The sequence below is a fragment of the Aestuariibaculum scopimerae genome, assembly GCF_059428085.1.
This window is the reverse complement of sequence record NZ_CM182089.1, coordinates 2478007-2501122: the sequence shown is the minus strand read 5'-3', so window position 1 is coordinate 2501122 and position 23116 is coordinate 2478007. Positions and strand designations below refer to the sequence as shown.

Below are 23116 nucleotides of genomic sequence, written 5' to 3'. Positions count from 1 at the left end.
CTTACTAATCATTTTTACTTAAATGAAACCAAATTGCTCCTTAATAGTTCTCTTTCTTATTCCGTTTACAGCTTTCTGTCAGGCCAATAAATTCTTTAGACTTGCTACAAGATCGACCGATTTAAATGAAAAAATTGAGCTATACTCTAAAGTTATTGAGCTAGAACCAAAAAATCTGGATGCTTACTTTTACCGGGGGTTGGCTAAAAATGATTTAGGTGATTACCACGGTGCTATTGTAGATTACTCCAAAGTTATTTTGATGGAGCCCGATGCAGATACTTATTACAACAGAGGAAACTCCAGATACAGCATAAAGGATTATGCGGGTGCCGAAGAGGATTACCAAAAAGCATTTGAACTGGATCCCAATTTTATTGACGCCCTGTATAGTTGGGGTTGTGTAAAGTACGATTTGGAAGATTATGAAAGTGCCATTTACATTTTCAATAGCGTTATTAATGTAGCTCCCCTTCAAACAAAAACCTATGCGCTTAGGGCTGCAGCTTTTGAGGCACTGGACAAGCCTTTAAATGCCCTAAATGATTATTCCACTGCCATATCCATAGATCCTAATACAAACACTTACTATAATAGAGGCGTGTTTTATTTGAGTATTAACTATTACCAAAAAGCCAACTCCGATTTCTCTTCGGCCATCAAGTTTAATGATAACAATAGCTTTGCCTATTTTTACAGAGGCACTTCTTATTTATTACTTGGAAATTTCCCTAAAGCCATCTCTGATTATAATACCGCCCTACGCTTTGATGCCCTGGACTTCGATGCCATGATTGGCCTAGCACTAACCTATTACAAAGCCAACGATCCCAAAAATGCTAAATTTTATTTTGATAAAGCCAAGAGCATTATTTCACCTGAATTGAACACTAACACTTTGGAAGCATTTGAAAACACCTATTGGTACCAAAACCAATTATATTACTTCAAAGAAAATTTTGATGCCTTACAGGCGCTATAATACCTTTTCAACCTTTATACTTCATGGGCAAATGCACAATTTTTTTGGTTTCAAAAAATGGTTCTGCATAAAAATTGCTTAAATCATATATTGTTACCGTTCTGTAATCCTGTAACTCCTCACTTAAATCGCCGCCTTTTAAGTATAGAATACCATTTTTTAAATCATTTTGCTGCTTTTTGGCTATTTTACCTTTTACCCAATGAACAAATGTTGGCATGGCAGCCACAGCTCTGCTCACAATAAAATCATACGTGTCGTTTATATCCTCTACTCTGCTGTGGGTTGTTTTTACGTTGGTTAGACCCAAACCATCTACAACCTCATCTACAACCCCTAACTTTTTGGCAATACTATCCACCAAATGAAATGAACAATTGGGAAATAAAATGGCCAATGGTATGCCAGGAAAGCCTCCACCGGTACCAACATCCATAATTTTACTGCCGTCCTTAAAATGGATGACTTTTGCAATACCCATAGCATGTAACACGTGCCTTAAGTACAACTCATCAATATCTTTTCTAGACACAACATTGATCTTTACATTCCAATCTTGGTAAAGCGCTCCTAATGCCCTGAATTTACTTATTTGGTCATCGGTTAAATTTTTGAAGTATTTCAGTATAAGTTCCATTCCTGTTAAATTTTCAACAAAAATATGTTTTTTACATGCATATTTTTACAAAAAAAGGTTATAACTTCAATTCGTTTATGCCTATCTTTGCGCCACATGTAGCATAACCAACCAAAGCTAAACCAGATTATAAAATTAGTACCATGACAAAACAAACCCTATCCTTTTCAAGAACAGACTCTGCAAAGTTTTTTAGGACACTTAACAAACGTGTTAATGATTACTTTAAAGATAATAATGTAAAGCGCACAGGAAATTGGAAACTATGGGCCAAGACTATTGTTATGTTTTCAATATTTTTAACGCCTTACTTTTTAATATTGACCTTAAATATTCCTGGTTGGGCACAATTTCTACTAACTATTGTTATGGGTATTGGCATGGCAGGTGTTGGGATGAATGTAATGCACGACGGCAACCACGGATCTTTTTCCAATAAAGAATGGATTAACCGTTTAATGGGAAGTAGTATTTACATCCTTGCTGGAAACGTTTATAACTGGAAAGTACAGCACAATGTTTTGCACCATACCTACACCAATATTCATGGACATGATGAAGATTTGGAAGCTGGCCGTATTTTACGATTTACAGAACATTCTGAGTGGCGATGGCACCATAAATTCCAACACTACTATTCTGTGTTGCTTTATGGACTTTTAACTATAAACTGGGCCATTACCACCGATTTTGTTCAAATGCGTCGCTATATGAAACGTAAATTATCGTATGGCAAATTTCCAAACCCTGTATGGAACTGGAGTAAATTAGTGATTTCAAAACTGATTTATATTGCCATATGGATTGTAATACCTATGGTGTTTTTAGACATCACCTGGTGGAAAATATTAATTGGCTTTTTTGTTATGCATTATACTGCCGGACTTATTTTAAGTGTAGTATTTCAACTGGCCCATGTTATGGAAGAAGCCGAAATGCCATTACCAGAAAGAGATGGTACTATGAAAAATACCTGGGCGGTTCATCAACTTAAAACTACAGTTAATTTTAGCACAAAAAATAAAATTGTAAATTGGTTTACTGGCGGACTTAACCATCAGGTGGAGCACCATATTTTTCCACACATAAGCCATATACACTATAATAAAATTTCAAAAATAGTTAAGGAAACTGCTAAAGAGTTTAACTTACCCTATAAGGAATACAAAACCACACGTAAGGCCATTATTGCCCACTTTAAGCATTTACGCGAAATGGGTATGAAACCCGCTTTACAAGTCTAACTATTATTATTTTTTAAATGCAATTATTATCTGATAGAATTTTAAACATGGCAACGTCCGCAACGTTAGCTATGGCTGCCAAAGCAAGAGAATTAAGAACAGAAGGCAAAGATATTATTGGCTTAAGTTTGGGAGAACCTGACTTTAATACACCAGATTTTATTAAAGATGCTGCTATACAAGCCATAAATGAGAACTACAATTCGTATTCACCAGTAGATGGTTATGGAGACTTAAAAGAAGCCATCATCACAAAATTTAAGCGTGATAATAACTTAACATATGCACCTGCACAAATCGTTGTTTCAACAGGTGCCAAACAATCGTTGGCAAACATTGCCGGTGTGATGGTAAATAAAGGTGACGAGGTAATCATGCCTTGTCCTTACTGGGTAAGCTACTCTGATATCGTGAAGTTGAATGATGGAGTTCCTGTAGAAGTGAAAACATCTATTGAAACTGATTTTAAAATGACTCCAGATCAGTTGGAAGCTGCCATTACACCTAAAACTAAAATGATTTGGTTTAGTTCTCCCTGCAACCCCAGTGGTTCTATTTACAGTAAGGAAGAACTAAGAGCCCTTGCAGATGTCTTGGTAAAGCACCCTAACATCTATGTCGTTTCTGATGAAATATATGAGCACATCAATTATGTAGGCCAACATGCAAGCATGGCACAATTTGAAGACATGTACGACCGCACCATCACCGTTAATGGTGTTTCTAAAGCATTTGCCATGACTGGCTGGCGTATAGGCTATCTTGGTGGCCCAGAAAAAATTGCACGTGCCTGTAATAAAATGCAGGGGCAAATTACCAGTGGTGCCAACTGTATTGCACAACGTGCCACTATTACAGCACTTAATGCATCGCCAGACCGGGTTAAATATATGATTGATGAGTTTAAAATACGTCGTGATTTAATCTTAGGGCTATTAAATGATATTGAAGGTTTTAAGACCAACATACCAGAAGGTGCCTTTTATGTATTTCCTAACATTACACATTTCTTTGGTAAAACATTACGTGGAAAGACCATAAATAACGCTTCCGATTTCTCTATGTATCTATTGGAAGAAGCCTTAGTGGCAACGGTTGATGGTGCATCCTTTGGAAACCCTAATTGCATAAGGATTTCATATGCGGCTTCACAAGAGCAAATTATTGAAGCTATAAAACGCATCAAGGAAGCTGTTAGCTAGAACATAAACACATAAATAAATACAAAGCCACTACTTAGTAGTGGCTTTTTTTGTGCCTAATAGCAATCTTATAACAAACAATAAAAATTATGTAAGGCACATAGCTGGTGCAAGGTTTAACTTTGTAACTAGAAGTTGTTATATGATATAATGACATTTAAAAAAACATACATTATGAACACTAAAGAAATAAAAGGAAACTGGAATGAGATTAAAGGGAAATTAAAACAAAAATATGCCTCTTTAACAGATGATGATTTGTTATTGATTGATGGAAAAGAAGAAGAAACTTTCGGTAAAATTCAACAAAAACTGGGCAAGACCAAAAAAGAATTGCATAGCATGATTTCTAACTTATAATATAATAAGTGCCCAAAAGTCTTCAATTTTTCATGATTAATTAGGTTGATTGGTCAACTCAGGTTATTAGGCACTATTTAATTTAACACCCACCCCATCATGTGAATACATAATAATATACTAAATTTACAAAACCAATACACAAGTAGATGATATTATATTTAAAGTTCGATTTCCATGCCATATGTAAAAGAATTTTGGAAGACACCCTAAAAGCACAAGGCATAAAATATAATATAATTGGTTTTGGCGAAGTTGAGCTTTTAGAAAAGCTGCCTCCAGAAAAATTAGAAACGCTCACCAACACCTTAAATAGCTTTAGCATAGAGGTTATTGAAAACCAAAAAAGTATTTTGGTGCAGAAAATTAAAGATACCATTATAGATATGGTTTTTAATGAAGATACTACTGTAAATGTAAAAACCTCGGCCTATTTAGTAGATAAGTTGGGACATAGCTACGGCTACTTATCAAGCTTATTTTCTGAAGTAACCTATACCTCCATAGAAAACTTTATCATTTTGCAAAAAATTGAATACTCTAAACAATTGATTATAAACAATCATTTAAGTTTAACCGAAATAGCTTTTAAACTTAACTATTCCAGTGTAGCCCATTTAAGCACACAATTTAAAAACACTACAGGTATTACACCATCTGCCTTCCAGCGCATCATTTCAGAACGGCGTAAATTAAACCTTAATAGATAATACCTTTTATTATGCAAGAAGACTATGTTCATATTATACTGGCAGATGACGATGACGATGATCGTATGTTCTTTACCGAAGCTTTTGATGAACTAAAAATAGGTACCAAAGTAAAAACCTTTAAAGATGGTGTTTATTTAATGGATTATTTAAAAATGGATGATGCCGTATTGCCCCATGTATTGTTCCTGGATTTGAATATGCCACGAAAATCTGGTTTGGAATGTTTAAACGAAATAAAAGCCAACCCTAAATTTAATGATATGGCCATTGCCATCTATTCCACATCGGCTTCCGAGGAAGACATCGAAAAAACATTTGTTCAAGGTGCCAATATCTACATAAAAAAGCCCAGTAGCTTTAAGGTGCTTAAAAAAGTACTTTCCGAAGTGGTTACCACCAATTGGCAATACCATACTAACGGACTAAATAAAGATAACTTCTTATTAAGGCTATAGTATCATGATTCAAAGTATATACAAAGCACCTTGGTTTGTGAAAACAGTTTTTTTCACCTGCTCCTTTGTTATACTTTTTGTAGGTGGGATGACTTACAAAAACATGGAAAACTTATCTCGGTCCTCCAGTTTAGTCACGCATACTTATAGGGTAAATGTAGAACTAGAGCAAATTTTATCCTATTTAAAAGATGCCGAAACAGCGCAACGTGGTTTTATTATAACCAACGACCCTAACTATTTAGACCCCTACAACTCTGGAAGAGAAAACATTAATAACAGCTTTGCTGAATTAAAAGAACTCACCAAAAATAATCCGATCCAACAGGAAAATCTAAAAGAACTTAATAATTTAATTGATTACAGAATGGCCTGTTTTCAAAAATCCTTTCGATTCTCCTCTGTCTCCAACCTAGAGAACCCCAACTTTAAAGCAAATTTTTTAGATGGCAAAAAGGCCATGGATGCGGTCCGTGCTAAAATAAAGGACATGATAGCCCTTGAAAACAGGTTGCTCAGTGAACAACAAACGGCGCTTAAGGAAAATCTTAAATTCACACCTATTTTTCTTTATTTAGTGTTATTAATGTCGTTGCTGCTTATGTACGGAGCCTATGCTAAAATTACGTCTAACCTAAAAAAGTTAAAAGCTTCCAACGAGCAATTAGAAGTTTTTAAGGAATCTGCCAATCTATCAGAAATTGTTAGTAATCATGGTAATTGGGCCTGGTATATTGACGAAGATAAATTTGTTTGTTCAGACAATTTTTATCGCCTCTTAGGTGAAGCCCCCCAATCCTTTGCACCAACCATAGAAAATTTTATGAGGTTTGTGCATGTTAAAGACAAAAATAAATTGAGTAAGGCTTTTGAAAAAATGCTGAACATCAAAGACTTACCTTTTGTTAACTATAGGGTTATACATAAAAATGGCACTATTAGGCATTTAAAAACATTTGGAAAAACATTTACCAACCAAGCAGGTAAAAAGCAATTACTGGCAACCACAACCGATGTGACCGACGAGATTAAAAACTTTAAAATGTTAGAAGAACGCAATTTAGAACTGGAGCGCAACAATAAAGAACTACAGGCTTTTAATTATGTGGCGAGTCATGATTTACAGGAACCCCTTAGAAAAATACAGACCTTTTTATCTAGATTGGAAGAAAAAGAAGCCGATGTACTATCAGCATCAGGGAAAAGTTATGTGGAACGGATTAAAACTGCCGCTACCAGAATGCGTTCATTAATTGATGATTTACTGCAATTCTCTAGAACCAATAAAGCTGATAAAGTATTTGAGAAATCTAACCTCAACCTGCTTCTAGAAGGTGCCAAACAAGATTTGGCCGAAACTATTTCAAAAGAAAATGCAGTAATACAAACAGATGTGTTTCCAATTATTAAGGTTATTCCTTTTCAAATACAACAACTATTTGGCAATCTAATTGGAAATGCCATTAAATATAGAGCACCTGATAGAACACCAGAAATAGTCATTGTATATGCAAAAGTGAAAGCTGCAGAAATTCCTAATATAAAAAAATCAAAAAAAGGCTATTTTCATAAAATAACCTTTACAGACAATGGCATTGGTTTTGACAATAAATATGCCGAGAAAATATTTGTGCTCTTCAACAGGCTGCATAACAAAGATGAATACTCTGGCACAGGTATTGGTTTATCCATATGCAAAAAAATTGTAGAAAACCACAAAGGTTACATCTTTGCTAAAGGCAAACCTAATAAAGGTGCTATCTTTACCGTGTATTTACCTTCAAAATAAAACCGGGTTTTTATTTTTTGATATTAAATCAATTCACTGTTAGTCATTAATATTAAAATCTTGTAAGTATTAACAAAAATGCTGTAACATAAAAAGTGTATGTATTCCCGACCTTTGTATTGTACTTATTAAATAAGTTCTATAAGTATTATGAAAAAGGAACAGAACATAAACATCAAGTCATTTTTAAAAGTAACACTTGTCACCTCTTTTACACTTGTACACATGGTGTCCTGTAATTTCATATTTAAAAACAACAATCAAAACGACTTGAGCATTAAAAAACAAAACAGAATAAAAACCAATAAAGATGAGGCTAAATTATTGGTCAAAGCTTCTCAAAACAGTTTGGATATTATAGCACTTTGCAAGGCGATTACAAATACCAAACCCAACAATAAAATTTTAAATTCAGTAAACAATTTAGAAAACACGCACCAAGTTATTTTTAAGGATTACAAAGCATTGGCTCGCGAAAAATTGATTTCAATACCCAATTATTCGAATATTGAAACAAATGCAACTAAGAACGAAGATGTTAGCGAATTTATTGAGAGCCAGTTAGATTTAATTGCCCAAAAAATCAAAACGCAAATTGATTTACTAAATAAGCTTTCTACAACAACAAATAATGTTGAATTTAAAGCCCTATCAGTAGAAACAAATTCCATACTAAAGCAAGCACTAAACAATATGGAAACAGTAGAAAGACAAATTCTAAAATAACGGTTTTTATAGCGTTGAATTTTTCCATAAAAATGAAACGATAACGATCATTAATATAAAAACAACAATTATGAGAAGTTTACTATACATCATAGCTGTCATCCTAGTTATAGGTTGGGCATTAGGATTCTTTGTGTACAGCTTAGGAAGCCTAATCCATATCTTACTAGTCATTGCCGTTATAGCAATCCTATTGAGATTAATTGGAGGTCGAGGCGTTTAATATCATTTCTGTCTAAAGTAGGCAGATCTTAAATTTAATACTAATATTTAAAAACACACATTATGAAAACAAGTAAAGCAATCGCAGGTATTATAGCAGGAGTCGCAGTAGGAACCACTTTAGGAATCTTATTTGCACCTGACAAAGGACATAAAACCAGAAAAAAAATAGCATCAAAAGCTAAAGATGCCAAAGACAAATTAAAAGAAAACATAGATGACATTGTTGACAGTGTTTCAGAAAAATACACTACAGTTAAAGAAGAAAGTGAAGACGCCATAAACGCCAAAAAAGAAGCGTTTAAAAAAGCAGTCGTTAATGAAACTGAAAAGGTTTAAACATATGGAACCCATTGCAAGTCACGTTGAATCAATTTACGAAAAGGCTAAAAATTACACAGAAACTAGTATAGAATTGCATAAGCTATATGCGATTGAAACCACTGCAGACATAGTGTCGTCATTAGCCTCAAGAATTGTTTTAGTACTAGCAATAGCCACATTTACATTATTTGTAAACATTGCCATAAGCCTATTTATAGGTCAGCAAATGGAAAATTATTTTTTGGGGTTTTTAATCGTATCTGTATTCTATTTAATCATAGCCGTAGTACTTTATTTTTTCAGTAAACCGCTTATTAAAGCACCCATTACCAATTTGGTAATTGCCAAATTATTGAAAACAGGAAAAGCGCAACACGACAAAACTGATTTAGAATAATTATGACTATTTATAAAAACAAAAGTACCGAGTTAAAAGCTAAAATACATGTCTTAGAGCATAAAAAAGCACAGGATTATAAAGTATTGCAAACCGAGTTAAACAAAACTTACAATGAACTACATCCTTCAAAGCTTCTAAATAGAGCCATAGTAGATATTAAAGCAAATAAAATAGCAAAAAACAATCTACTGGAAACCTTATTGAGTATAACAGGCGGTTATGTTTCAAAAAAGCTAATCGTAGGCAAGTCTAACAACCTATTTAAACGGTTGTTGGGATATGCCATACAGTATGCTTCCACAAAAATCATTTCAAAACAAATAAAATATTAAAACTTATAACCATGAAAAAATTAGCATATATATTTATTTTATCCCTAATACTTGGAACCAGTTTTACAAGTTGCAGAGACCAAAGAACCACAGGCGAAAAAATTGAAGATGGTGTTGAAGATGTAGGTGATGGCATTGGTGATGCCGCAGAAGATGTTGGTGATGAAATTGAAGATGCTGTGGATTAGGGCTGTAAATTTGTCATCCTATCTATTACGTTGAATACAATGACATTCCTCTCGAAAAGGGGAGTTAGTTCCATCTGGTTTTTGGATAACATCCCGCTTTTATAAAAACCAAACATTAACATACATCAAAACTTACATGCCAAAATATATTCATAACACGTTCCAAACATCACACCTCTCAGTTCCAGATCTGTTTCCTCCTCGCTCGGAAAATCTTGTTGCCTCGTTCCGAACGAGGGGTTAATAAGTTCCAAGAAGGGTACCAACAGGCATAAAACGAGGGGTAATCCAATTTCAAACGTATTGCCTCCATATGTAGAACAGGGGTTTATCTGGTTTGTAACTAAGGTGAATATATCTAGAATCCAGGGTAGCATATTAAATACCCCTTAGTTTACCTGTTACGCCAAAAGAAAGGTGTTAATAAGATAAGCACTGTAAACAATTCCAAACGTCCAATGAGCATTAAAAACGAAGACCACCACTGCGCCAATGGCGGTAATGCCGAATAATTATTTACGGGTCCAAAGTCACCAAGTGCCGGTCCTATATTACCTAAACTTGAGGCCGACAGCCCAATAGCTGAAGTAAAGTCTATTTGAAACATTGAAAAGACCAATGCCCCAATAATAAATGATAACATGTAGAGAATAAAAAAACCTAAGACGTTAAAAACAATATTGCCCGAAATAGCCTTGGTATTATACCTTACTGGTAAAATAGCATTTGGGTGTAAGGTGCGCTTAAATTCTAAAAAGCCATTCTTGATAAGGAGGAGATGACGCACAACTTTTACACCACCCGATGTACTTCCAGCCGATCCTCCTAAAAACATGAGTCCGAAAAAGAAAACTACTAAAAAAGGAGTCCATAAGGTATAATCTGCAGTAATAAAACCTGTGGTTGTAATCACCGTAAGCACTTGAAATAATGCATGCCTAAAAGCACTTTCAGCTTCTCCCCAAACCATGGGGTGATAAATAGATGACACCGATACATCGGCCCTAAAATATATAATAATGGCCGCTATTATTGTAAAAATAACTATAAACCTAAAGTATAATTTAAACTCCTCATCACGAATTATTTTTTGAATACGTCCTTTAAATGCAAAGTAACTCAACACAAAGTTGGATCCAGCCAAAAACATAAAGAGTATGACTATATACTGAATAACAGGTTTGTGGTTCCAATAAGCTAAACTGGCATTTTTTGTTGAAAACCCTCCTGTGGACAGTGTTGCCATAGAATGGTTTATGGCATCAAAAAAAGACATACCTGCCAATTTTAAAAACAAGGTCTCTGCTGCCGTATAGCCAAAATAAATAAGCCACAAACGCTTGGCCGTATCAGTGATTCTTGGGTGTAATTTATCAGCACTAGGCCCTGGTGCTTCTGCGGCAAATAGCTGCATACCACCAATACCTAATAAAGGTAAAATGGCTATGGCCAACACAATAATACCCATACCTCCAATCCAGTGTGTCGTACTGCGCCAAAATAAAACTCCATAGGGAATTGCCTCAATATCAGTTAAAATGGAAGCCCCCGTTGTGGTATATCCCGACATGGTTTCAAAAAAAGCATTTGTAAAGCTGGGAATACTATCAGTTAAAACATAAGGCAAAGTACCTGACAAAGACATAATAATCCACCCAAAAGATACCACAATATACCCCTCACGCTTATTTATTTCTTTTTTATGATTGCGGGTAAGCACCATGGCAATCCCCCCTGCTAAAAGCGTTAAAATACCAGCAATAAATATTTGAAACGTAACACCGTCTCTGTAAATTACACTAACGAGGGTCGCTAAAAGCATAAAGCCACCATTAAATAATAACAGTAGTCCTAAAAAATGAAAAATGATTTTGTAGTTTAATTTCAAGGTCTTTTCACAATTTAAAGAAACAACTTTTCTACTCGTTTAATGGATTGCAACAAACAACAAACTACCACGCGGTCGCCTTCCTGTATCTTAAAGCTTCCAAGGGCTATCATGCCAATACCATTTCTAATAACACCCCCAATAATAGCCGATCTTGGAAAATCAATATCCTTGATATACTTATTGCATACAGCCGACGTACCTTTTACTTCAAACTCCAACAATTCTGCATTCAAATTGCTCAACTTTGTCATGGCAACAACCTCCCCTCTACGGATGTATCTAAAAATATTATTGGCTGCCAATAATTTTTTATTGACTAACGTATCTATACCTATGGAATGTGATAACTCAAAATAATCCATGTTTTCCACAAGTGCCACCGTTTTCTTAACGCCTTTTGATTTTGCTACCAGACAAGACATGATATTGGTTTCAGAGTTTCCTGTTAGGGCAATAAAAGCATCCATATCACCTATATTCTCCTCATCCAATAAATCGACATTTCTACCATCGGTATTTATTACTAAAACGTCTGGTAACTCATCAGCAATATCAAAAGCTTTTTCCTTGTTCTCTTCTAAAAGTTTGACGTTAAAATGCTTTTCGCATAAATCCCGGGCTGTTTTAAACCCTATTTGGCTACCACCCAAAATCATGACATTCTTAATTTCTTTATTGGATTTTCCTGTTAACCTGCATAATTCTTCACCTCCTCCTTCAGAGGTAATAAATACCACGCTGTCTCCTCGTTTAAACTTAGTGTCACCTCTTGGAATAATGGTATATTGGGTACCAAAACGTTGTATAGCTATAGGCATAAAATGTATTTCAGGAAAAATGGCTGCTGCCTCCTTAACCGTTTTCCCTACAAATGAAGCCGATCTGGAAAGTGTTAATCCAGCCATAGCAAGCGCCCCATTTTCAAACTCATAGCTATCGTTAAAGGACGATTGTTTCAATGACAATTCAATCTCCGAAGCTGCTAAAGATTCTGGAGATATCAACTCGTCAATACCAAACTTGGTAAAGCCCACTTCGTCCTTATGGTTTATAAACTCGGTATTGGCTATTCTAGCAATGGTTTTTTTAGCACCTAGTTGTTTTGCTAATACACTAACGGTAATATTAGTTGTTTCGCTAGAAGTAACTGCTATAAATAATTCACAAATGTTAACGCGGGCCTCTTTTAAAATGGCAATTGATGTGGCATCACCCTTAATAACACGAATATCTAAATGGGTTTCGGCATGTATTAAACTTTCCTTGTTGGTATCTATTAAGGTAATCTCTTGCGATTCGTAAGATAATAACTTTGCCAAATGAAATCCAACTTCTCCAGCACCAGCAATAATTATTTTCATGTATTTTCTATTAGATTTTAGACCGCTTCGTCTTTAGACACTGAACACCTGCCGTCTTTCCCTCTCTCTCTATTCTCTCCTCGCTTCTATAATTCAAAAGCTTCAAACAAAAAGTAGTACAAATATACTATAAATTACTTTTTACAAGGTAATTTATCGTTTTACCACCAATTAATTAATAAAAAAACAAAAGTAATCTTCTAATAATCCTGCGGCTTTAATACATTTAGGTTTTAATTGATATTTTAAAGTCGGAATAAATTATGTAGGTTTGCCAAAAAATATAGCATTGTCAAAAATTAAACCATACAAGAACAGTGATTTAGGAAAGAAGGAACAAGTCACAAAAATGTTTGATACCATTTCTGGGGAATATGACGGACTAAACCGTGTTATTTCTTTCGGAATTGATATTAAATGGCGTAAAAAAGTAGTGAACATAGTTAAAGAAAGTCACCCAGAAAGTATCTTGGATATTGCTACAGGCACTGGTGATTTGGCTATTAACCTAGCTGAAACCAATGCTTCTAGGATTATTGGATTAGATATAAGTAGTGGTATGCTGGAAATTGGCAAAAAAAAAATTAAAAATAAAGGTCTAGAGCATAAAATAGAAATGGTTTTGGGGGATAGTGAAAGCATGCCTTTTCAAGACAACACATTTGATGCCATTACTGTTGCTTTTGGTGTTAGAAACTTTGAATCACTTGAAAGCGGATTAAAGGAAATCTACAGGGTGCTGAAGCCTAATGGCACTTTTGTTATCCTTGAAACTTCAGTTCCAACAAAGACACCCTACAAACAAGGATACACCTTATATACCAAATATATGCTTCCTTTAATAGGTAAGCTATTTTCAAAAGACCGAAGTGCTTATAAGTATTTATGTGAATCGGCATCCGTTTTTCCGTATGGCGAGGCCTTAAACAATATTTTACGTAAAATTGGGTTTATAAGTGTTGAAGATTTTCCTCAAACTTTTGGTGTTGCGACAATCTATAAATCATCAAAATAAAACTATGAAGCATTTTTTTGCATTAATATTATTCTTTTCACTTATACAAACTTCTAATGCCCAATTGTTTAGAAGAGAAAAAGTAACTTATGATGCAAATCAAGGGCGCGGCTCTACAGATAATAAATTTTTGCGTTGGGGTTACTTTTTAGGAATTAACAACTATGATTTTAACTTCGACTACAATGAAGATTTACGTGATATATACGTAAAAAGAAGTCCTGGTTTTAGTGTAGGACTCATTGGTAATATGCGCATTAATAGTTTTATAGACTTACGGTTAGAACCTGGATTGGTTATTACAACCCGAGAACTTTATTATAGCCAGACCTATTTTGATGGTACTACATTTACTGATTCTGATTTAACACGAGAGGTAAAATCTACCTATATACATTTTCCGCTATTGGTAAAAGTTTCCACCAAACGCGTAAACAATTTTAAACCTTTTGTGGTTGGTGGTTTTTCAACTGCCTTAAACTTATCAAGTAACGAATCCAATCCAAATGATAATAGCAATGGCCAGTTTAGAACAAAAAAAAACATGCTTTTTTATGAACTTGGCTTTGGCATAGACCTCTATTTGCATAACTTTAAGTTTACACCTTCCATTCGTGGTTTATTTGCCATTAATGATGAATTGGTTAGGGATAAAGACCCCAATAGTCCTTGGACCAGCAATATTAACAGTATGAAAACCAGAGGGGTGTTCATTAATTTTACATTTCAATAAAAACGACGTTTAAATTCGCTTAATAAAATGGCCGTGGCGGTGGCTACATTTAAACTTTCAGCCACTTGCAAATCACCAAACCTAGGTATGGAAATTTTATTGGTTATAACGGCCTTAATAGCACTGGAAATACCATTCGCCTCATTACCCATAATCAAAATACCGTGTTCTGGCAGCGATGCCTTGTAAACCGATGCGCCTTCCATAAAAGCACCATATACTGGCAATTTAGATGAACTAATAAATTCCTCCAAATCCATATAATTAATATTAACTCTGGTAATAGACCCCATAGTAGCTTGGATAACTTTAGGGTTAAAACAATCTACCGTCTCCGTACTACAAACCAATTCCTGTATCCCAAACCAATCACAAAGCCTTATAATAGTCCCCAAATTACCAGGATCTCTTACTGCATCAAGCGCTACAATAATGCCTGAATTTTTTATGGGCTTGGGCTTAGGTACTTTAAAAATAGCCAGTGCTTTATTAGGGGTTTTTAAAAAGCTTATGCGCTTTAATTCTAAATCTGTTATCAAAATTTCTTGTTTGGCAAGGATATTGAACGTTTCGGTTGTATATAAAACATGTAATTCTAAATGCGATTTTAACAGTTCGTTTATGGTCTTAACCCCCTCAACAACAAAAAAACCATGTTGCGATCTATATTTTTTTTGCTTTAAAGACGTTATTAGTTTTATTTGGTTTTTAGAGAGCATGTATTGAAATTTACGCAGCAGTTTTATTTTATAAAGAAATGAAAATACTGCCGATTAAGTCTTAGTTTATTTAAATATTTTTTTCTGTAGAAATAATGTATTTTTGAACTTAACATAAAAGGTCTTTAACCCCAGCCCATTTTTAACCATGTAATTTTGAATTAATTTTAATTTCATTTGAAACAACCATTTACAAAAATAATATACTTAGTTGTAATTTTCATATTGTTAGCTTCATGCAACGCTGTTAAGCGGGTGGGCGAAAACGAGCATTTACTTACCAATAACAAAGTTTATATTAATGGTAAAAAAGACAATACCGAAACCATAAACAACTTATTATACCAAAAACCCAATAGCAAAATACCCGCGGTAGGCATTCCATTAAGACTACATATATATAATCTAGCACGCCCTAATATAGATTCCATTTTAACCCATAAAATTTATCATGATCCTGAAAAATTAGCATGGAAGACCAAGATGTTATCTAGAAAGCAATTGGACAAAGATGTTCAAACCCGAATAGGGCTCAACAATTGGCTAAAAAATACGGGGGAAGCACCCGTAATTGTTGATGAGGAAAAAACAAAAAAATCTGTAAAACGGCTGCAAGACTATTATATTAACAATGGCTGGTTTGATGTAAATGCTTCGTACAACATTGATAGGCAAGAAAATAAAAGAGCCAATATTGCATATATTGTTGAAACTGGCAAACCTTATAAACTGGATACCATTTCTGAAATCATTAAATCACCCGTCATCGATTCTTTGTACACAAAAATTAAGCGTAATAGCTTACTACAAAAGCATGACCAATATCGAACCATTAATTTTGAACAAGAGCGCGACCGCATAACAAGTGAACTACGAAACTTGGGGGTTTATCATTTTAATCAAGATTATGTGACCTTTGAAATCGATACCATTGGTACCAATAAAAATGTAAACGTAAGTGTGCAAATTCAAAATAGGGCCATTAGAACTCCAGACTCCGTAAAGCGCGTCCCTTTTAAAATTTATAAAATAAAAGATGTTAGTATTATTACTGACGATGCTTTTGAAAACAGAAACAAGCCTTTCCTAGACTCTATTTCATATAATGGTTATAACATCTACAGTTATAATAAAATACGTTACCGCCCAAAAGCGCTTACTGATGCCATTTTCATTAATCCAGGAACTATTTTTAAGGACAGGGACCGAACACTTACATATAGACATATTAATGAGTTACGCACATTTAAGTACCCAAATATTGATTATATTGAAAACCCCGACAATACCCTATCTGATACCATTAGGCTAACCCCTTTAAAAAAATTCAGTTTAGGGTTTAGTACAGATATCTCCCAAAGTAATATACAAACCTTTGGTTTTTCATTAAACCCCAGTCTTTTAATCCGAAATATTTTTAGGGGAGCCGAAACCTTAGAGCTGTCTGCCATAGGGTCTATTGGGGCCTCAAAAGACAAAAATAATATAGAGGATCCCTTTTTTGATATTAACGAATATGGACTCGATTTAAAACTCACCATTCCGCGATTCTTTTTCCCGTTCAATACCGAAAATATTATCCCAAAATACATGTCGCCCAGCACCCGAATAAGTTTATCTACAACTAGCCAAACCAATATTGGGTTAGACAAGCAAACCTTTACGGGTATTTTTAATTACAATTGGCAACCTTCAAGAAAGGTTACTGATAGATTAGATGTTTTTAATGTGCAATACGTTAGAAACTTAAATGTTGAAAACTATTTTAGGGTTTACGATAATTCATTCAATTCATTGAACAATATTGCCAGAGATGTAAACTATATCCCGTCAGATTCTACCTTAGTGATTCCAAAAGAAGCCAATGCTTTTATAAATTATGCTCTGGGAACTCCAACACCTAACGAAATTTCATCCAATCAATTAACAACCATTAATACCATAAACGAACGAAAAACCAGGCTCACAGAAAACAACTTAATACTATCTTCTAGTTTTAGTTTAATCAATGATGAGCGGACTAATTTGTTTGATGAAGATTTTTCAATATTTCGCTGCAAACTGGAATTAGCAGGTAATGCGCTTTCTGCAATATCCAAAGTTATCGGATTGAAAAAAAATGAAAACAACCGCTATGAGATTTTTAATGTTGCCTACTCCCAATTTGTGAAAGCTGAGCTCGACTATGTAAAGCATTGGGATTTAGGTAAAAAAAATGTACTTGCTACACGTAGCTTTTTAGGCGTGGCCATACCCTATGGCAATTCTACCAACATTCCTTTTTCTAAAAGTTTTTTTGCTGGAGGCGCTAATGATAATCGTGCATGGACTGCCTATAATTTAGGCCCTGGTAGTTCGGAGTCTTCTAATGAGTTTAATGAAGCCAACTTAAAACTCGCCCTAAGCATCGAGCAGCGTTTTAACATATTTGAAGATCTAAATGGCGCCGTTTTTATAGATGCAGGCAATATATGGAATGTACTGGATGATGTAGAAAATGATAATGCTACTTTTTCCAGCTTTAATTCATTAAAGGATATTGCCATAGGATCTGGCTTTGGATTACGCTACGATTTTAGCTTTTTCGTTTTTCGGTTTGATATTGGATTCAAAACACTCGATCCATCCTATCAAAATGAAAACAGATGGTTTAATGATTATAATTTTTCCAATGCCGTATATAATATAGGTATAAACTACCCTTTTTAAACCCTAAATGGCTCATATTTAACTATAACGTTTTAGTCTCTTTTTACATTTTCATGCCCCAAAACCACAACTATTTATTTAAAATTTGATTACTTTTGGTGTTCACAAACTATAAACCAAAATTTTAAATACATATGGGACACAATATAAAACCTGGAGTTGCTACAGGCTATGAAGTTCAAGCTATTTTTAAACTAGCAAAAGAAAAAGGATTCGCATTACCAGCAGTTAACGTGATAGGGTCTGATACTATTAATGGCGTACTGGAAACTGCAGCAGCTTTAAATGCTCCCGTAATTATACAATTTTCAAATGGTGGTGCACAATTTAATGCGGGTAAGGGTTTAAGTAACGATAACCAAAAAGCCGCCATTGCAGGAGCTGTTGCTGGCGCAAAACATGTACACACCCTTTCTGAAGCTTATGGTGTTCCCGTAATTTTACACACCGATCACTGCGCAAAAAAATTATTACCTTGGATTGACGGTTTACTAGATGCCAGTGAAAAGCATTATACCGAAACAGGCAAATCCCTTTTCAGTTCGCATATGATAGATCTTTCTGAAGAACCCATTGAAGAAAACATTGAAATATGCAAAGGCTATTTAGAGCGCATGAGCAAAATGGGCATGACCCTAGAAATAGAATTGGGAATAACCGGTGGTGAAGAAGATGGTGTTGACAATACTGATGTTGACGATTCTAAATTATATACGCAACCAGAAGAAGTAGCCTATGCCTATGAAGAGCTTAGCAAGGTAAGCGACCAATTTACTATTGCGGCTGCATTTGGTAATGTACATGGGGTGTATAAACCAGGAAACGTTAAGTTAACTCCTAAAATCTTAAAAAACTCTCAAGAATATATTTCTGAAAAATACGGGGTTGGCCAAAACCATATTGATTTTGTTTTTCATGGTGGTTCAGGGTCTTCTGTTGAAGAAATTAGAGAAGGTATTAGCTACGGTGTTATCAAAATGAATATTGATACCGATTTACAGTATGCTTTCATGAGCGGTATCCGCGATTATATGAGCAGCAAAGCCGACTACTTACAATCACAAATTGGAAATCCTGAAGGGGATGATGTTCCAAACAAAAAATATTACGATCCACGAGTTTGGTTACGTGAAGGAGAAAAAACCTTTGTAGAGCGTTTAAAAAAGGCGTTTGAAGACCTAAATAACATAAATACCTTATAAAATTACGATAGCGTTACCACAGAATTAAAATAAAACTTTAATTTTGTGGTCGGGCTTTTCGTTTTACTTTTTTAAATAGGACGCTATCAAAATTTTAAAATCCTTATTTTTAATAAGTTAAAATGATTATTCCGTAATATTACTAGCGATATATTAGCATTGTTAATGCTAAATCGTAAATCATAAATCGTAAATCGTAAGTCAATATGTCTTGGTTTAAAAGAAAAACAAAAGGAATTACCACTACCACGCAAGAGAAAAAAGACACCCCTAAAGGGCTATGGTATAAATCTCCCACAGGTAAAATTGTTGATGCCGAAGAGCTAGAGAAAAACTTTTATGTAAGTCCAGAAGATGGATACCATGTGCGTATAGGTAGTAAAGAATACTTCGAAATCCTTTTTGATGATAATAAATTTAAAGAACTAGATGCCAGTCTAGAATCCAAAGACCCGCTAAAATTTGTAGACACCAAAAAATATCCAGACCGCTTAAAAACTGCCCAGGAAAAAACTAACTTAAAAGATGCCGTACGTGTAGCTGTTGGTAAATCCAAAGGAAAGAATTTAGTTGTAGCTTGTATGGATTTTAGCTTTATTGGTGGATCTATGGGAAGTGTAGTAGGTGAAAAAATAGCACGTGCTGCCGATTATGCCCTAAAGAAGAAAATACCTTTAATGGTTATTTCCAAATCTGGAGGTGCTAGAATGATGGAAGCGGCTTTATCGCTTATGCAATTGGCTAAAACATCTGTTAAATTGGCTCAATTGGCTGATGCACAAATTCCTTATATTTCATTGTGTACCGATCCAACTACAGGTGGAACTACAGCATCCTTTGCTATGCTAGGAGACATTAATATTAGTGAGCCCGGTGCTTTAATAGGATTTGCTGGTCCGCGAATTGTAAGAGACACTACAGGAAAAGAGTTGCCAGAAGGCTTCCAAACTTCAGAATTCCTTTTAGAACATGGCTTTTTGGATTTTATTACATTGCGTAAAGACCTAAAAAATAAAGTCAACCAATATTTAGACCTTATTTTAAATCAACCACTCAGGGCTTAGTCCCAGTCACTTTCACAGTCGCAGTCGCAGATTTTAGTCGCAGTTGCAGTTTTCAGTTAGGCTCAACTTTCTAACTTTTAACTTGTAACTTTCAACTTAAAAACACTATCTTTGCCGCTCGAAAGAAAGCCTTTCGTGTACATAACAATTATTTACAATAATATTAGCATGTATTTATCAAAAGAAGTAAAAGAAGAGATCTTCGCTAAACACGGTAAAGGAAAGAATGATACCGGTTCAACCGAAGGTCAAATTGCGTTATTTACGCACAGAATTAATCACTTAACAGAACACTTAAAAAACAATCGAAAAGATTATAATACCGAGCGTTCTTTGGTAAAATTAGTAGGTAAGCGTCGTGCGTTACTAGATTACTTAACTAAGAAAGATATTTTAAGATATCGTGCCATAGTAAAAGAATTAGGATTAAGAAAATAAAAAAAACCACGCCTTTAGCGTGGTTTTTTGCTTAAATATAACTCTACGTAGAGTATAAACCCGTATTGAAGAAGCTAATTACAGTTTTTCATTGGTCACAACAACTACACACAACAACACAACGACCATTGTTTAATTAGAATTAAAAAATTTATGATTCCACAAGTTTTTAAAGAGGTCATAGACCTAGGTAACGGTAGAGAAATTTCTATCGAAACCGGAAAATTGGCAAAACAGGCACATGGTTCTGTTGTTGTTCAGTCTGGAAAATGCATGCTGTTATGTACAGTAGTTTCCAATTATCAGCAAAGCGATGTAGACTTTTTACCTTTAACGGTAGATTATCGCGAAAAATTTGCAGCAGCAGGCCGCTACCCCGGCGGTTTTTTCAAAAGAGAAGCTAGACCAAGTGACGGAGAAGTATTGACCATGCGTTTGGTAGATCGTGTGTTGCGCCCATTGTTCCCAAAAGATTATCATGCTGAAACGCAGGTAATGATTCAGCTAATGTCGCATGACGAAGATGTCATGCCAGATGCTATGGCTGGATTGGCAGCATCGGCCGCCATTCAATTAAGTGACATTCCTTTTGAAACACCTATTTCTGAAGTTCGGGTAGGACGTATAAATGGTGAATTCATCATTAACCCTACTCTAACACAATTAGGTAAATCTGATATAGATATGGTGATAGGAGCATCAGCCGACTCTGTGATGATGGTTGAAGGAGAAATGAAAGAGATTTCAGAAGAAGAAATGACCGAGGCCATTAAATTTGCCCATGAAGCCATTAAAGTACAGTGTGAAGCTCAAGTAAAATTAGCCGAAGCATTTGGTAAAAAAGAAGTTCGTGAATACGAGTCAGAACTTGAAGATGAAGCTTTAGAAAAGAAAATACACGATATGGCGTATGATAAAGTCTATGCCGTTGCCAAAGCTGGCTCTTCAAAACATGAAAGAGGAGCTGCATTTGCAGAAATAAAAGAAAACATTATCGCCTCTTTTACAGAAGAGGAACAAGAAGAACTTGGAGGCTTAATATCTAAATATTATAGTAAAGCTGAAAAAACAGCCGTGCGCGATTTAACCCTAAATGAAGGTTTACGCTTAGACGGTCGTAAAACAACTGATATTAGACCTATTTGGTGTGAAGTAGATTATTTACCTTCTACTCATGGATCCTCTATTTTTACACGAGGTGAAACACAAGCTTTAGCGACAGTTACCTTAGGTACCAGTCGAGAAGCCAATATGATAGACATGCCATCCTTTGAAGGCGAAGAGCGTTTCTATTTGCACTATAACTTTCCTCCCTTTTCAACAGGAGAAGCCCGCCCTATACGTGGAACTTCCAGACGTGAAATAGGTCATGGTAACCTAGCACAACGTGCCCTTAAAGGCATGGTGCCATCTGATTTCCCCTATACCGTAAGAATCGTTTCAGAAATTCTGGAAAGTAACGGATCTTCCTCAATGGCAACAGTATGTGCTGGTACAATGGCGCTTATGGATGCTGGGGTTTCTATAAAAAAACCAGTATCTGGTATCGCTATGGGGCTTATAACAGATACTGATACAGGTAAGTATGCTGTACTGTCCGATATTTTAGGAGATGAAGATCATTTAGGAGATATGGACTTTAAAGTAACAGGTACCAAAGATGGTATTACTGCTTGCCAAATGGACATTAAGGTTAAAGGCTTAAGCTATGAAATTCTAGTAAAAGCTTTAAAACAAGCACAAGACGGTCGCTTACACATTCTAGACAAATTGGTTGAAACGATTGCACAACCAAATTCAGAAGTGAAACCACATGCACCTAAAATGATTACCAGAGTAATCCCTAATGAGTTTATCGGAGCCTTGATTGGTCCTGGCGGAAAAGTAATTCAAGAATTACAAAAAGAAACCAAAACAACCATTGTTATTAACGAAGATCCGGTAACAGAGGAAGGTATTGTTGAAATTTTAGGTACCAACCAAGAAGGTATTGACGCTGTATTGGCTAAAATAGATTCGCTTATGTTTAAGCCTGAAGTTGGTAGTGTTTACGAAGTGAAAGTAATAAAAATGTTGGACTTTGGTGCTGTTGTAGAATACACCCAAGCACCTGGAAACGAAGTGTTGTTGCATGTTAGCGAATTGGCTTGGGAGCGTACTGAAAATGTTAGTGATGTGGTTAACATGGGAGACGTTTTTGAAGTGAAATACTTTGGTGTTGACCCAAAAACACGAAAAGAAAAAGTATCTCGCAAAGCCATTTTACCAAAACCAGAAGGATATGTAGCTAGACCACCTAGAGATAATAACCGTGGTGGTGGACGCGATAACCGTGGTAGAGACAATCGAGGACATGGTAACCGTCGTGACGACAGAAAACCAAGAGAAAATAACTAAACATTTATGCGTT

General features: G+C 35.1%; 24 protein-coding genes. 20 read left to right on the top strand and 4 right to left on the bottom strand.

Features of this window, described 5'->3' with window-relative positions; genetic code table 11:
• Positions 1–22 precede the first annotated feature (22 nt).
• The gene (locus AC5SR4_RS10800) at positions 23–982 is read left to right on the top strand and encodes a tetratricopeptide repeat protein (RefSeq protein ID WP_495356257.1); all 960 of its coding nucleotides are present in this window, start codon (positions 23–25) and stop codon (positions 980–982) included.
• Positions 983–989: 7 nt separating this feature from the next.
• On the opposite strand, the gene rsmG is transcribed toward AC5SR4_RS10800, so the two are convergent.
• Positions 990–1619 (bottom strand): 16S rRNA (guanine(527)-N(7))-methyltransferase RsmG, encoded by a 630-nt coding sequence (rsmG, locus tag AC5SR4_RS10795; protein WP_495356256.1) that lies wholly within the window; start codon positions 1617–1619, stop codon positions 990–992.
• 143 nt (positions 1620–1762) lie between these two features.
• Here rsmG and AC5SR4_RS10790 point away from each other — a divergent pair, with 143 nt between their 5' ends.
• The 12 genes from AC5SR4_RS10790 to AC5SR4_RS10735 all read left to right on the top strand — a co-directional run bounded on the left by AC5SR4_RS10790 (position 1763) and on the right by AC5SR4_RS10735 (position 9574).
• Complete coding sequence (locus tag AC5SR4_RS10790) at positions 1763–2863, top strand: fatty acid desaturase family protein (protein ID WP_495356255.1); 1101 nt, start codon at positions 1763–1765, stop codon at positions 2861–2863.
• A gap of 17 nt (positions 2864–2880) precedes the next feature.
• Positions 2881–4065, top strand: a complete 1185-nt coding sequence (locus AC5SR4_RS10785) for a pyridoxal phosphate-dependent aminotransferase (RefSeq protein ID WP_495356254.1) — start codon at positions 2881–2883, stop codon at positions 4063–4065.
• A gap of 174 nt (positions 4066–4239) precedes the next feature.
• Entirely contained in the window at positions 4240–4425 is a 186-nt protein-coding gene (locus AC5SR4_RS10780) for a CsbD family protein (RefSeq protein ID WP_495356253.1), read from the top strand.
• A 149-nt stretch (positions 4426–4574) separates the two neighbouring features.
• Positions 4575–5135, top strand: coding sequence for a helix-turn-helix domain-containing protein (locus AC5SR4_RS10775; protein ID WP_495356252.1), 561 nt, complete (start codon positions 4575–4577; stop codon positions 5133–5135).
• A gap of 11 nt (positions 5136–5146) precedes the next feature.
• A complete protein-coding gene (locus AC5SR4_RS10770; protein ID WP_495356251.1) occupies positions 5147–5593 on the top strand; it encodes a response regulator in 447 nt (148 codons plus the stop codon).
• A 103-nt stretch (positions 5594–5696) separates the two neighbouring features.
• Entirely contained in the window at positions 5697–7382 is a 1686-nt protein-coding gene (locus AC5SR4_RS10765; RefSeq protein ID WP_495356250.1) for a CHASE3 domain-containing protein, read from the top strand.
• 150 nt (positions 7383–7532) lie between these two features.
• Positions 7533–8108: a hypothetical protein gene (locus AC5SR4_RS10760; RefSeq protein ID WP_495356249.1), complete on the top strand. Its 576-nt coding sequence runs from the start codon at positions 7533–7535 to the stop codon at positions 8106–8108.
• A gap of 70 nt (positions 8109–8178) precedes the next feature.
• Positions 8179–8331 (top strand): lmo0937 family membrane protein, encoded by a 153-nt coding sequence (locus AC5SR4_RS10755; RefSeq protein WP_495356248.1) that lies wholly within the window; start codon positions 8179–8181, stop codon positions 8329–8331.
• A 62-nt stretch (positions 8332–8393) separates the two neighbouring features.
• A complete protein-coding gene (locus tag AC5SR4_RS10750) occupies positions 8394–8669 on the top strand; it encodes a YtxH domain-containing protein (protein ID WP_495356247.1) in 276 nt (91 codons plus the stop codon).
• 4 nt (positions 8670–8673) lie between these two features.
• Positions 8674–9051, top strand: coding sequence for a hypothetical protein (locus AC5SR4_RS10745; protein ID WP_495356246.1), 378 nt, complete (start codon positions 8674–8676; stop codon positions 9049–9051).
• A gap of 2 nt (positions 9052–9053) precedes the next feature.
• Positions 9054–9386 carry a hypothetical protein gene (locus AC5SR4_RS10740; protein ID WP_495356245.1) on the top strand — a complete coding sequence of 111 codons (333 nt, stop codon included), beginning with the start codon at positions 9054–9056 and terminating at the stop codon, positions 9384–9386.
• 11 nt (positions 9387–9397) lie between these two features.
• On the top strand, positions 9398–9574 hold the full coding sequence (locus tag AC5SR4_RS10735; RefSeq protein WP_495356244.1) for a hypothetical protein: 177 nt from the start codon (positions 9398–9400) through the stop codon (positions 9572–9574).
• Positions 9575–9968: 394 nt separating this feature from the next.
• On the opposite strand, the gene AC5SR4_RS10730 is transcribed toward AC5SR4_RS10735, so the two are convergent.
• On the bottom strand, positions 9969–11462 hold the full coding sequence (locus AC5SR4_RS10730; RefSeq protein WP_495356243.1) for a TrkH family potassium uptake protein: 1494 nt from the start codon (positions 11460–11462) through the stop codon (positions 9969–9971).
• Between the two features lie 14 nt (positions 11463–11476).
• Positions 11477–12826 (bottom strand): Trk system potassium transporter TrkA, encoded by a 1350-nt coding sequence (trkA, locus tag AC5SR4_RS10725; protein ID WP_495356242.1) that lies wholly within the window; start codon positions 12824–12826, stop codon positions 11477–11479.
• 289 nt (positions 12827–13115) lie between these two features.
• Here trkA and ubiE point away from each other — a divergent pair, with 289 nt between their 5' ends.
• Both ubiE and porT read left to right on the top strand, forming a co-directional pair.
• Complete coding sequence (gene ubiE / locus AC5SR4_RS10720) at positions 13116–13841, top strand: bifunctional demethylmenaquinone methyltransferase/2-methoxy-6-polyprenyl-1,4-benzoquinol methylase UbiE (protein WP_495356241.1); 726 nt, start codon at positions 13116–13118, stop codon at positions 13839–13841.
• Between the two features lie 4 nt (positions 13842–13845).
• A complete protein-coding gene (porT, locus tag AC5SR4_RS10715) occupies positions 13846–14574 on the top strand; it encodes a type IX secretion/gliding motility protein PorT/SprT (RefSeq protein WP_495356240.1) in 729 nt (242 codons plus the stop codon).
• Here the strand turns inward: porT and AC5SR4_RS10710 are convergent.
• Entirely contained in the window at positions 14568–15293 is a 726-nt protein-coding gene (locus AC5SR4_RS10710; protein ID WP_495356239.1) for a TrmH family RNA methyltransferase, read from the bottom strand. The genes porT and AC5SR4_RS10710 overlap by 7 nt on opposite strands.
• A 177-nt stretch (positions 15294–15470) precedes the next feature.
• Between AC5SR4_RS10710 and tamL the strand changes: the two genes are divergently transcribed.
• The 5 genes from tamL to AC5SR4_RS10685 all read left to right on the top strand — a co-directional run bounded on the left by tamL (position 15471) and on the right by AC5SR4_RS10685 (position 23103).
• Positions 15471–18002: a translocation and assembly module lipoprotein TamL gene (tamL, locus tag AC5SR4_RS10705; RefSeq protein WP_495356238.1), complete on the top strand. Its 2532-nt coding sequence runs from the start codon at positions 15471–15473 to the stop codon at positions 18000–18002.
• A gap of 134 nt (positions 18003–18136) precedes the next feature.
• Entirely contained in the window at positions 18137–19204 is a 1068-nt protein-coding gene (fbaA, locus tag AC5SR4_RS10700) for a class II fructose-bisphosphate aldolase (RefSeq protein WP_495356237.1), read from the top strand.
• A gap of 206 nt (positions 19205–19410) precedes the next feature.
• The gene (gene accD / locus AC5SR4_RS10695) at positions 19411–20268 is read left to right on the top strand and encodes an acetyl-CoA carboxylase, carboxyltransferase subunit beta (protein ID WP_495356236.1); all 858 of its coding nucleotides are present in this window, start codon (positions 19411–19413) and stop codon (positions 20266–20268) included.
• A gap of 168 nt (positions 20269–20436) precedes the next feature.
• Complete coding sequence (gene rpsO, locus AC5SR4_RS10690) at positions 20437–20706, top strand: 30S ribosomal protein S15 (RefSeq protein ID WP_495356235.1); 270 nt, start codon at positions 20437–20439, stop codon at positions 20704–20706.
• Positions 20707–20859: 153 nt separating this feature from the next.
• The gene (locus AC5SR4_RS10685; protein WP_495356234.1) at positions 20860–23103 is read left to right on the top strand and encodes a polyribonucleotide nucleotidyltransferase; all 2244 of its coding nucleotides are present in this window, start codon (positions 20860–20862) and stop codon (positions 23101–23103) included.
• Positions 23104–23116: the final 13 nt, after the last annotated feature.

Coding starts and splice junctions, on each gene's coding strand:
- AC5SR4_RS10800 (WP_495356257.1), top strand. CDS start 23: ATGAAACCAAATTGCTCCTTAATAGTTCTCTTTCTTATTCCGTTTACA.
- rsmG (WP_495356256.1), bottom strand. CDS start 1,619: ATGGAACTTATACTGAAATACTTCAAAAATTTAACCGATGACCAAATA.
- AC5SR4_RS10790 (WP_495356255.1), top strand. CDS start 1,763: ATGACAAAACAAACCCTATCCTTTTCAAGAACAGACTCTGCAAAGTTT.
- AC5SR4_RS10785 (WP_495356254.1), top strand. CDS start 2,881: ATGCAATTATTATCTGATAGAATTTTAAACATGGCAACGTCCGCAACG.
- AC5SR4_RS10780 (WP_495356253.1), top strand. CDS start 4,240: ATGAACACTAAAGAAATAAAAGGAAACTGGAATGAGATTAAAGGGAAA.
- AC5SR4_RS10775 (WP_495356252.1), top strand. CDS start 4,575: ATGATATTATATTTAAAGTTCGATTTCCATGCCATATGTAAAAGAATT.
- AC5SR4_RS10770 (WP_495356251.1), top strand. CDS start 5,147: ATGCAAGAAGACTATGTTCATATTATACTGGCAGATGACGATGACGAT.
- AC5SR4_RS10765 (WP_495356250.1), top strand. CDS start 5,697: ATGGAAAACTTATCTCGGTCCTCCAGTTTAGTCACGCATACTTATAGG.
- AC5SR4_RS10760 (WP_495356249.1), top strand. CDS start 7,533: ATGAAAAAGGAACAGAACATAAACATCAAGTCATTTTTAAAAGTAACA.
- AC5SR4_RS10755 (WP_495356248.1), top strand. CDS start 8,179: ATGAGAAGTTTACTATACATCATAGCTGTCATCCTAGTTATAGGTTGG.
- AC5SR4_RS10750 (WP_495356247.1), top strand. CDS start 8,394: ATGAAAACAAGTAAAGCAATCGCAGGTATTATAGCAGGAGTCGCAGTA.
- AC5SR4_RS10745 (WP_495356246.1), top strand. CDS start 8,674: ATGGAACCCATTGCAAGTCACGTTGAATCAATTTACGAAAAGGCTAAA.
- AC5SR4_RS10740 (WP_495356245.1), top strand. CDS start 9,054: ATGACTATTTATAAAAACAAAAGTACCGAGTTAAAAGCTAAAATACAT.
- AC5SR4_RS10735 (WP_495356244.1), top strand. CDS start 9,398: ATGAAAAAATTAGCATATATATTTATTTTATCCCTAATACTTGGAACC.
- trkA (WP_495356242.1), bottom strand. CDS start 12,826: ATGAAAATAATTATTGCTGGTGCTGGAGAAGTTGGATTTCATTTGGCA.
- porT (WP_495356240.1), top strand. CDS start 13,846: ATGAAGCATTTTTTTGCATTAATATTATTCTTTTCACTTATACAAACT.
- AC5SR4_RS10710 (WP_495356239.1), bottom strand. CDS start 15,293: ATGCTCTCTAAAAACCAAATAAAACTAATAACGTCTTTAAAGCAAAAA.
- fbaA (WP_495356237.1), top strand. CDS start 18,137: ATGGGACACAATATAAAACCTGGAGTTGCTACAGGCTATGAAGTTCAA.
- accD (WP_495356236.1), top strand. CDS start 19,411: ATGTCTTGGTTTAAAAGAAAAACAAAAGGAATTACCACTACCACGCAA.
- rpsO (WP_495356235.1), top strand. CDS start 20,437: ATGTATTTATCAAAAGAAGTAAAAGAAGAGATCTTCGCTAAACACGGT.
- AC5SR4_RS10685 (WP_495356234.1), top strand. CDS start 20,860: ATGATTCCACAAGTTTTTAAAGAGGTCATAGACCTAGGTAACGGTAGA.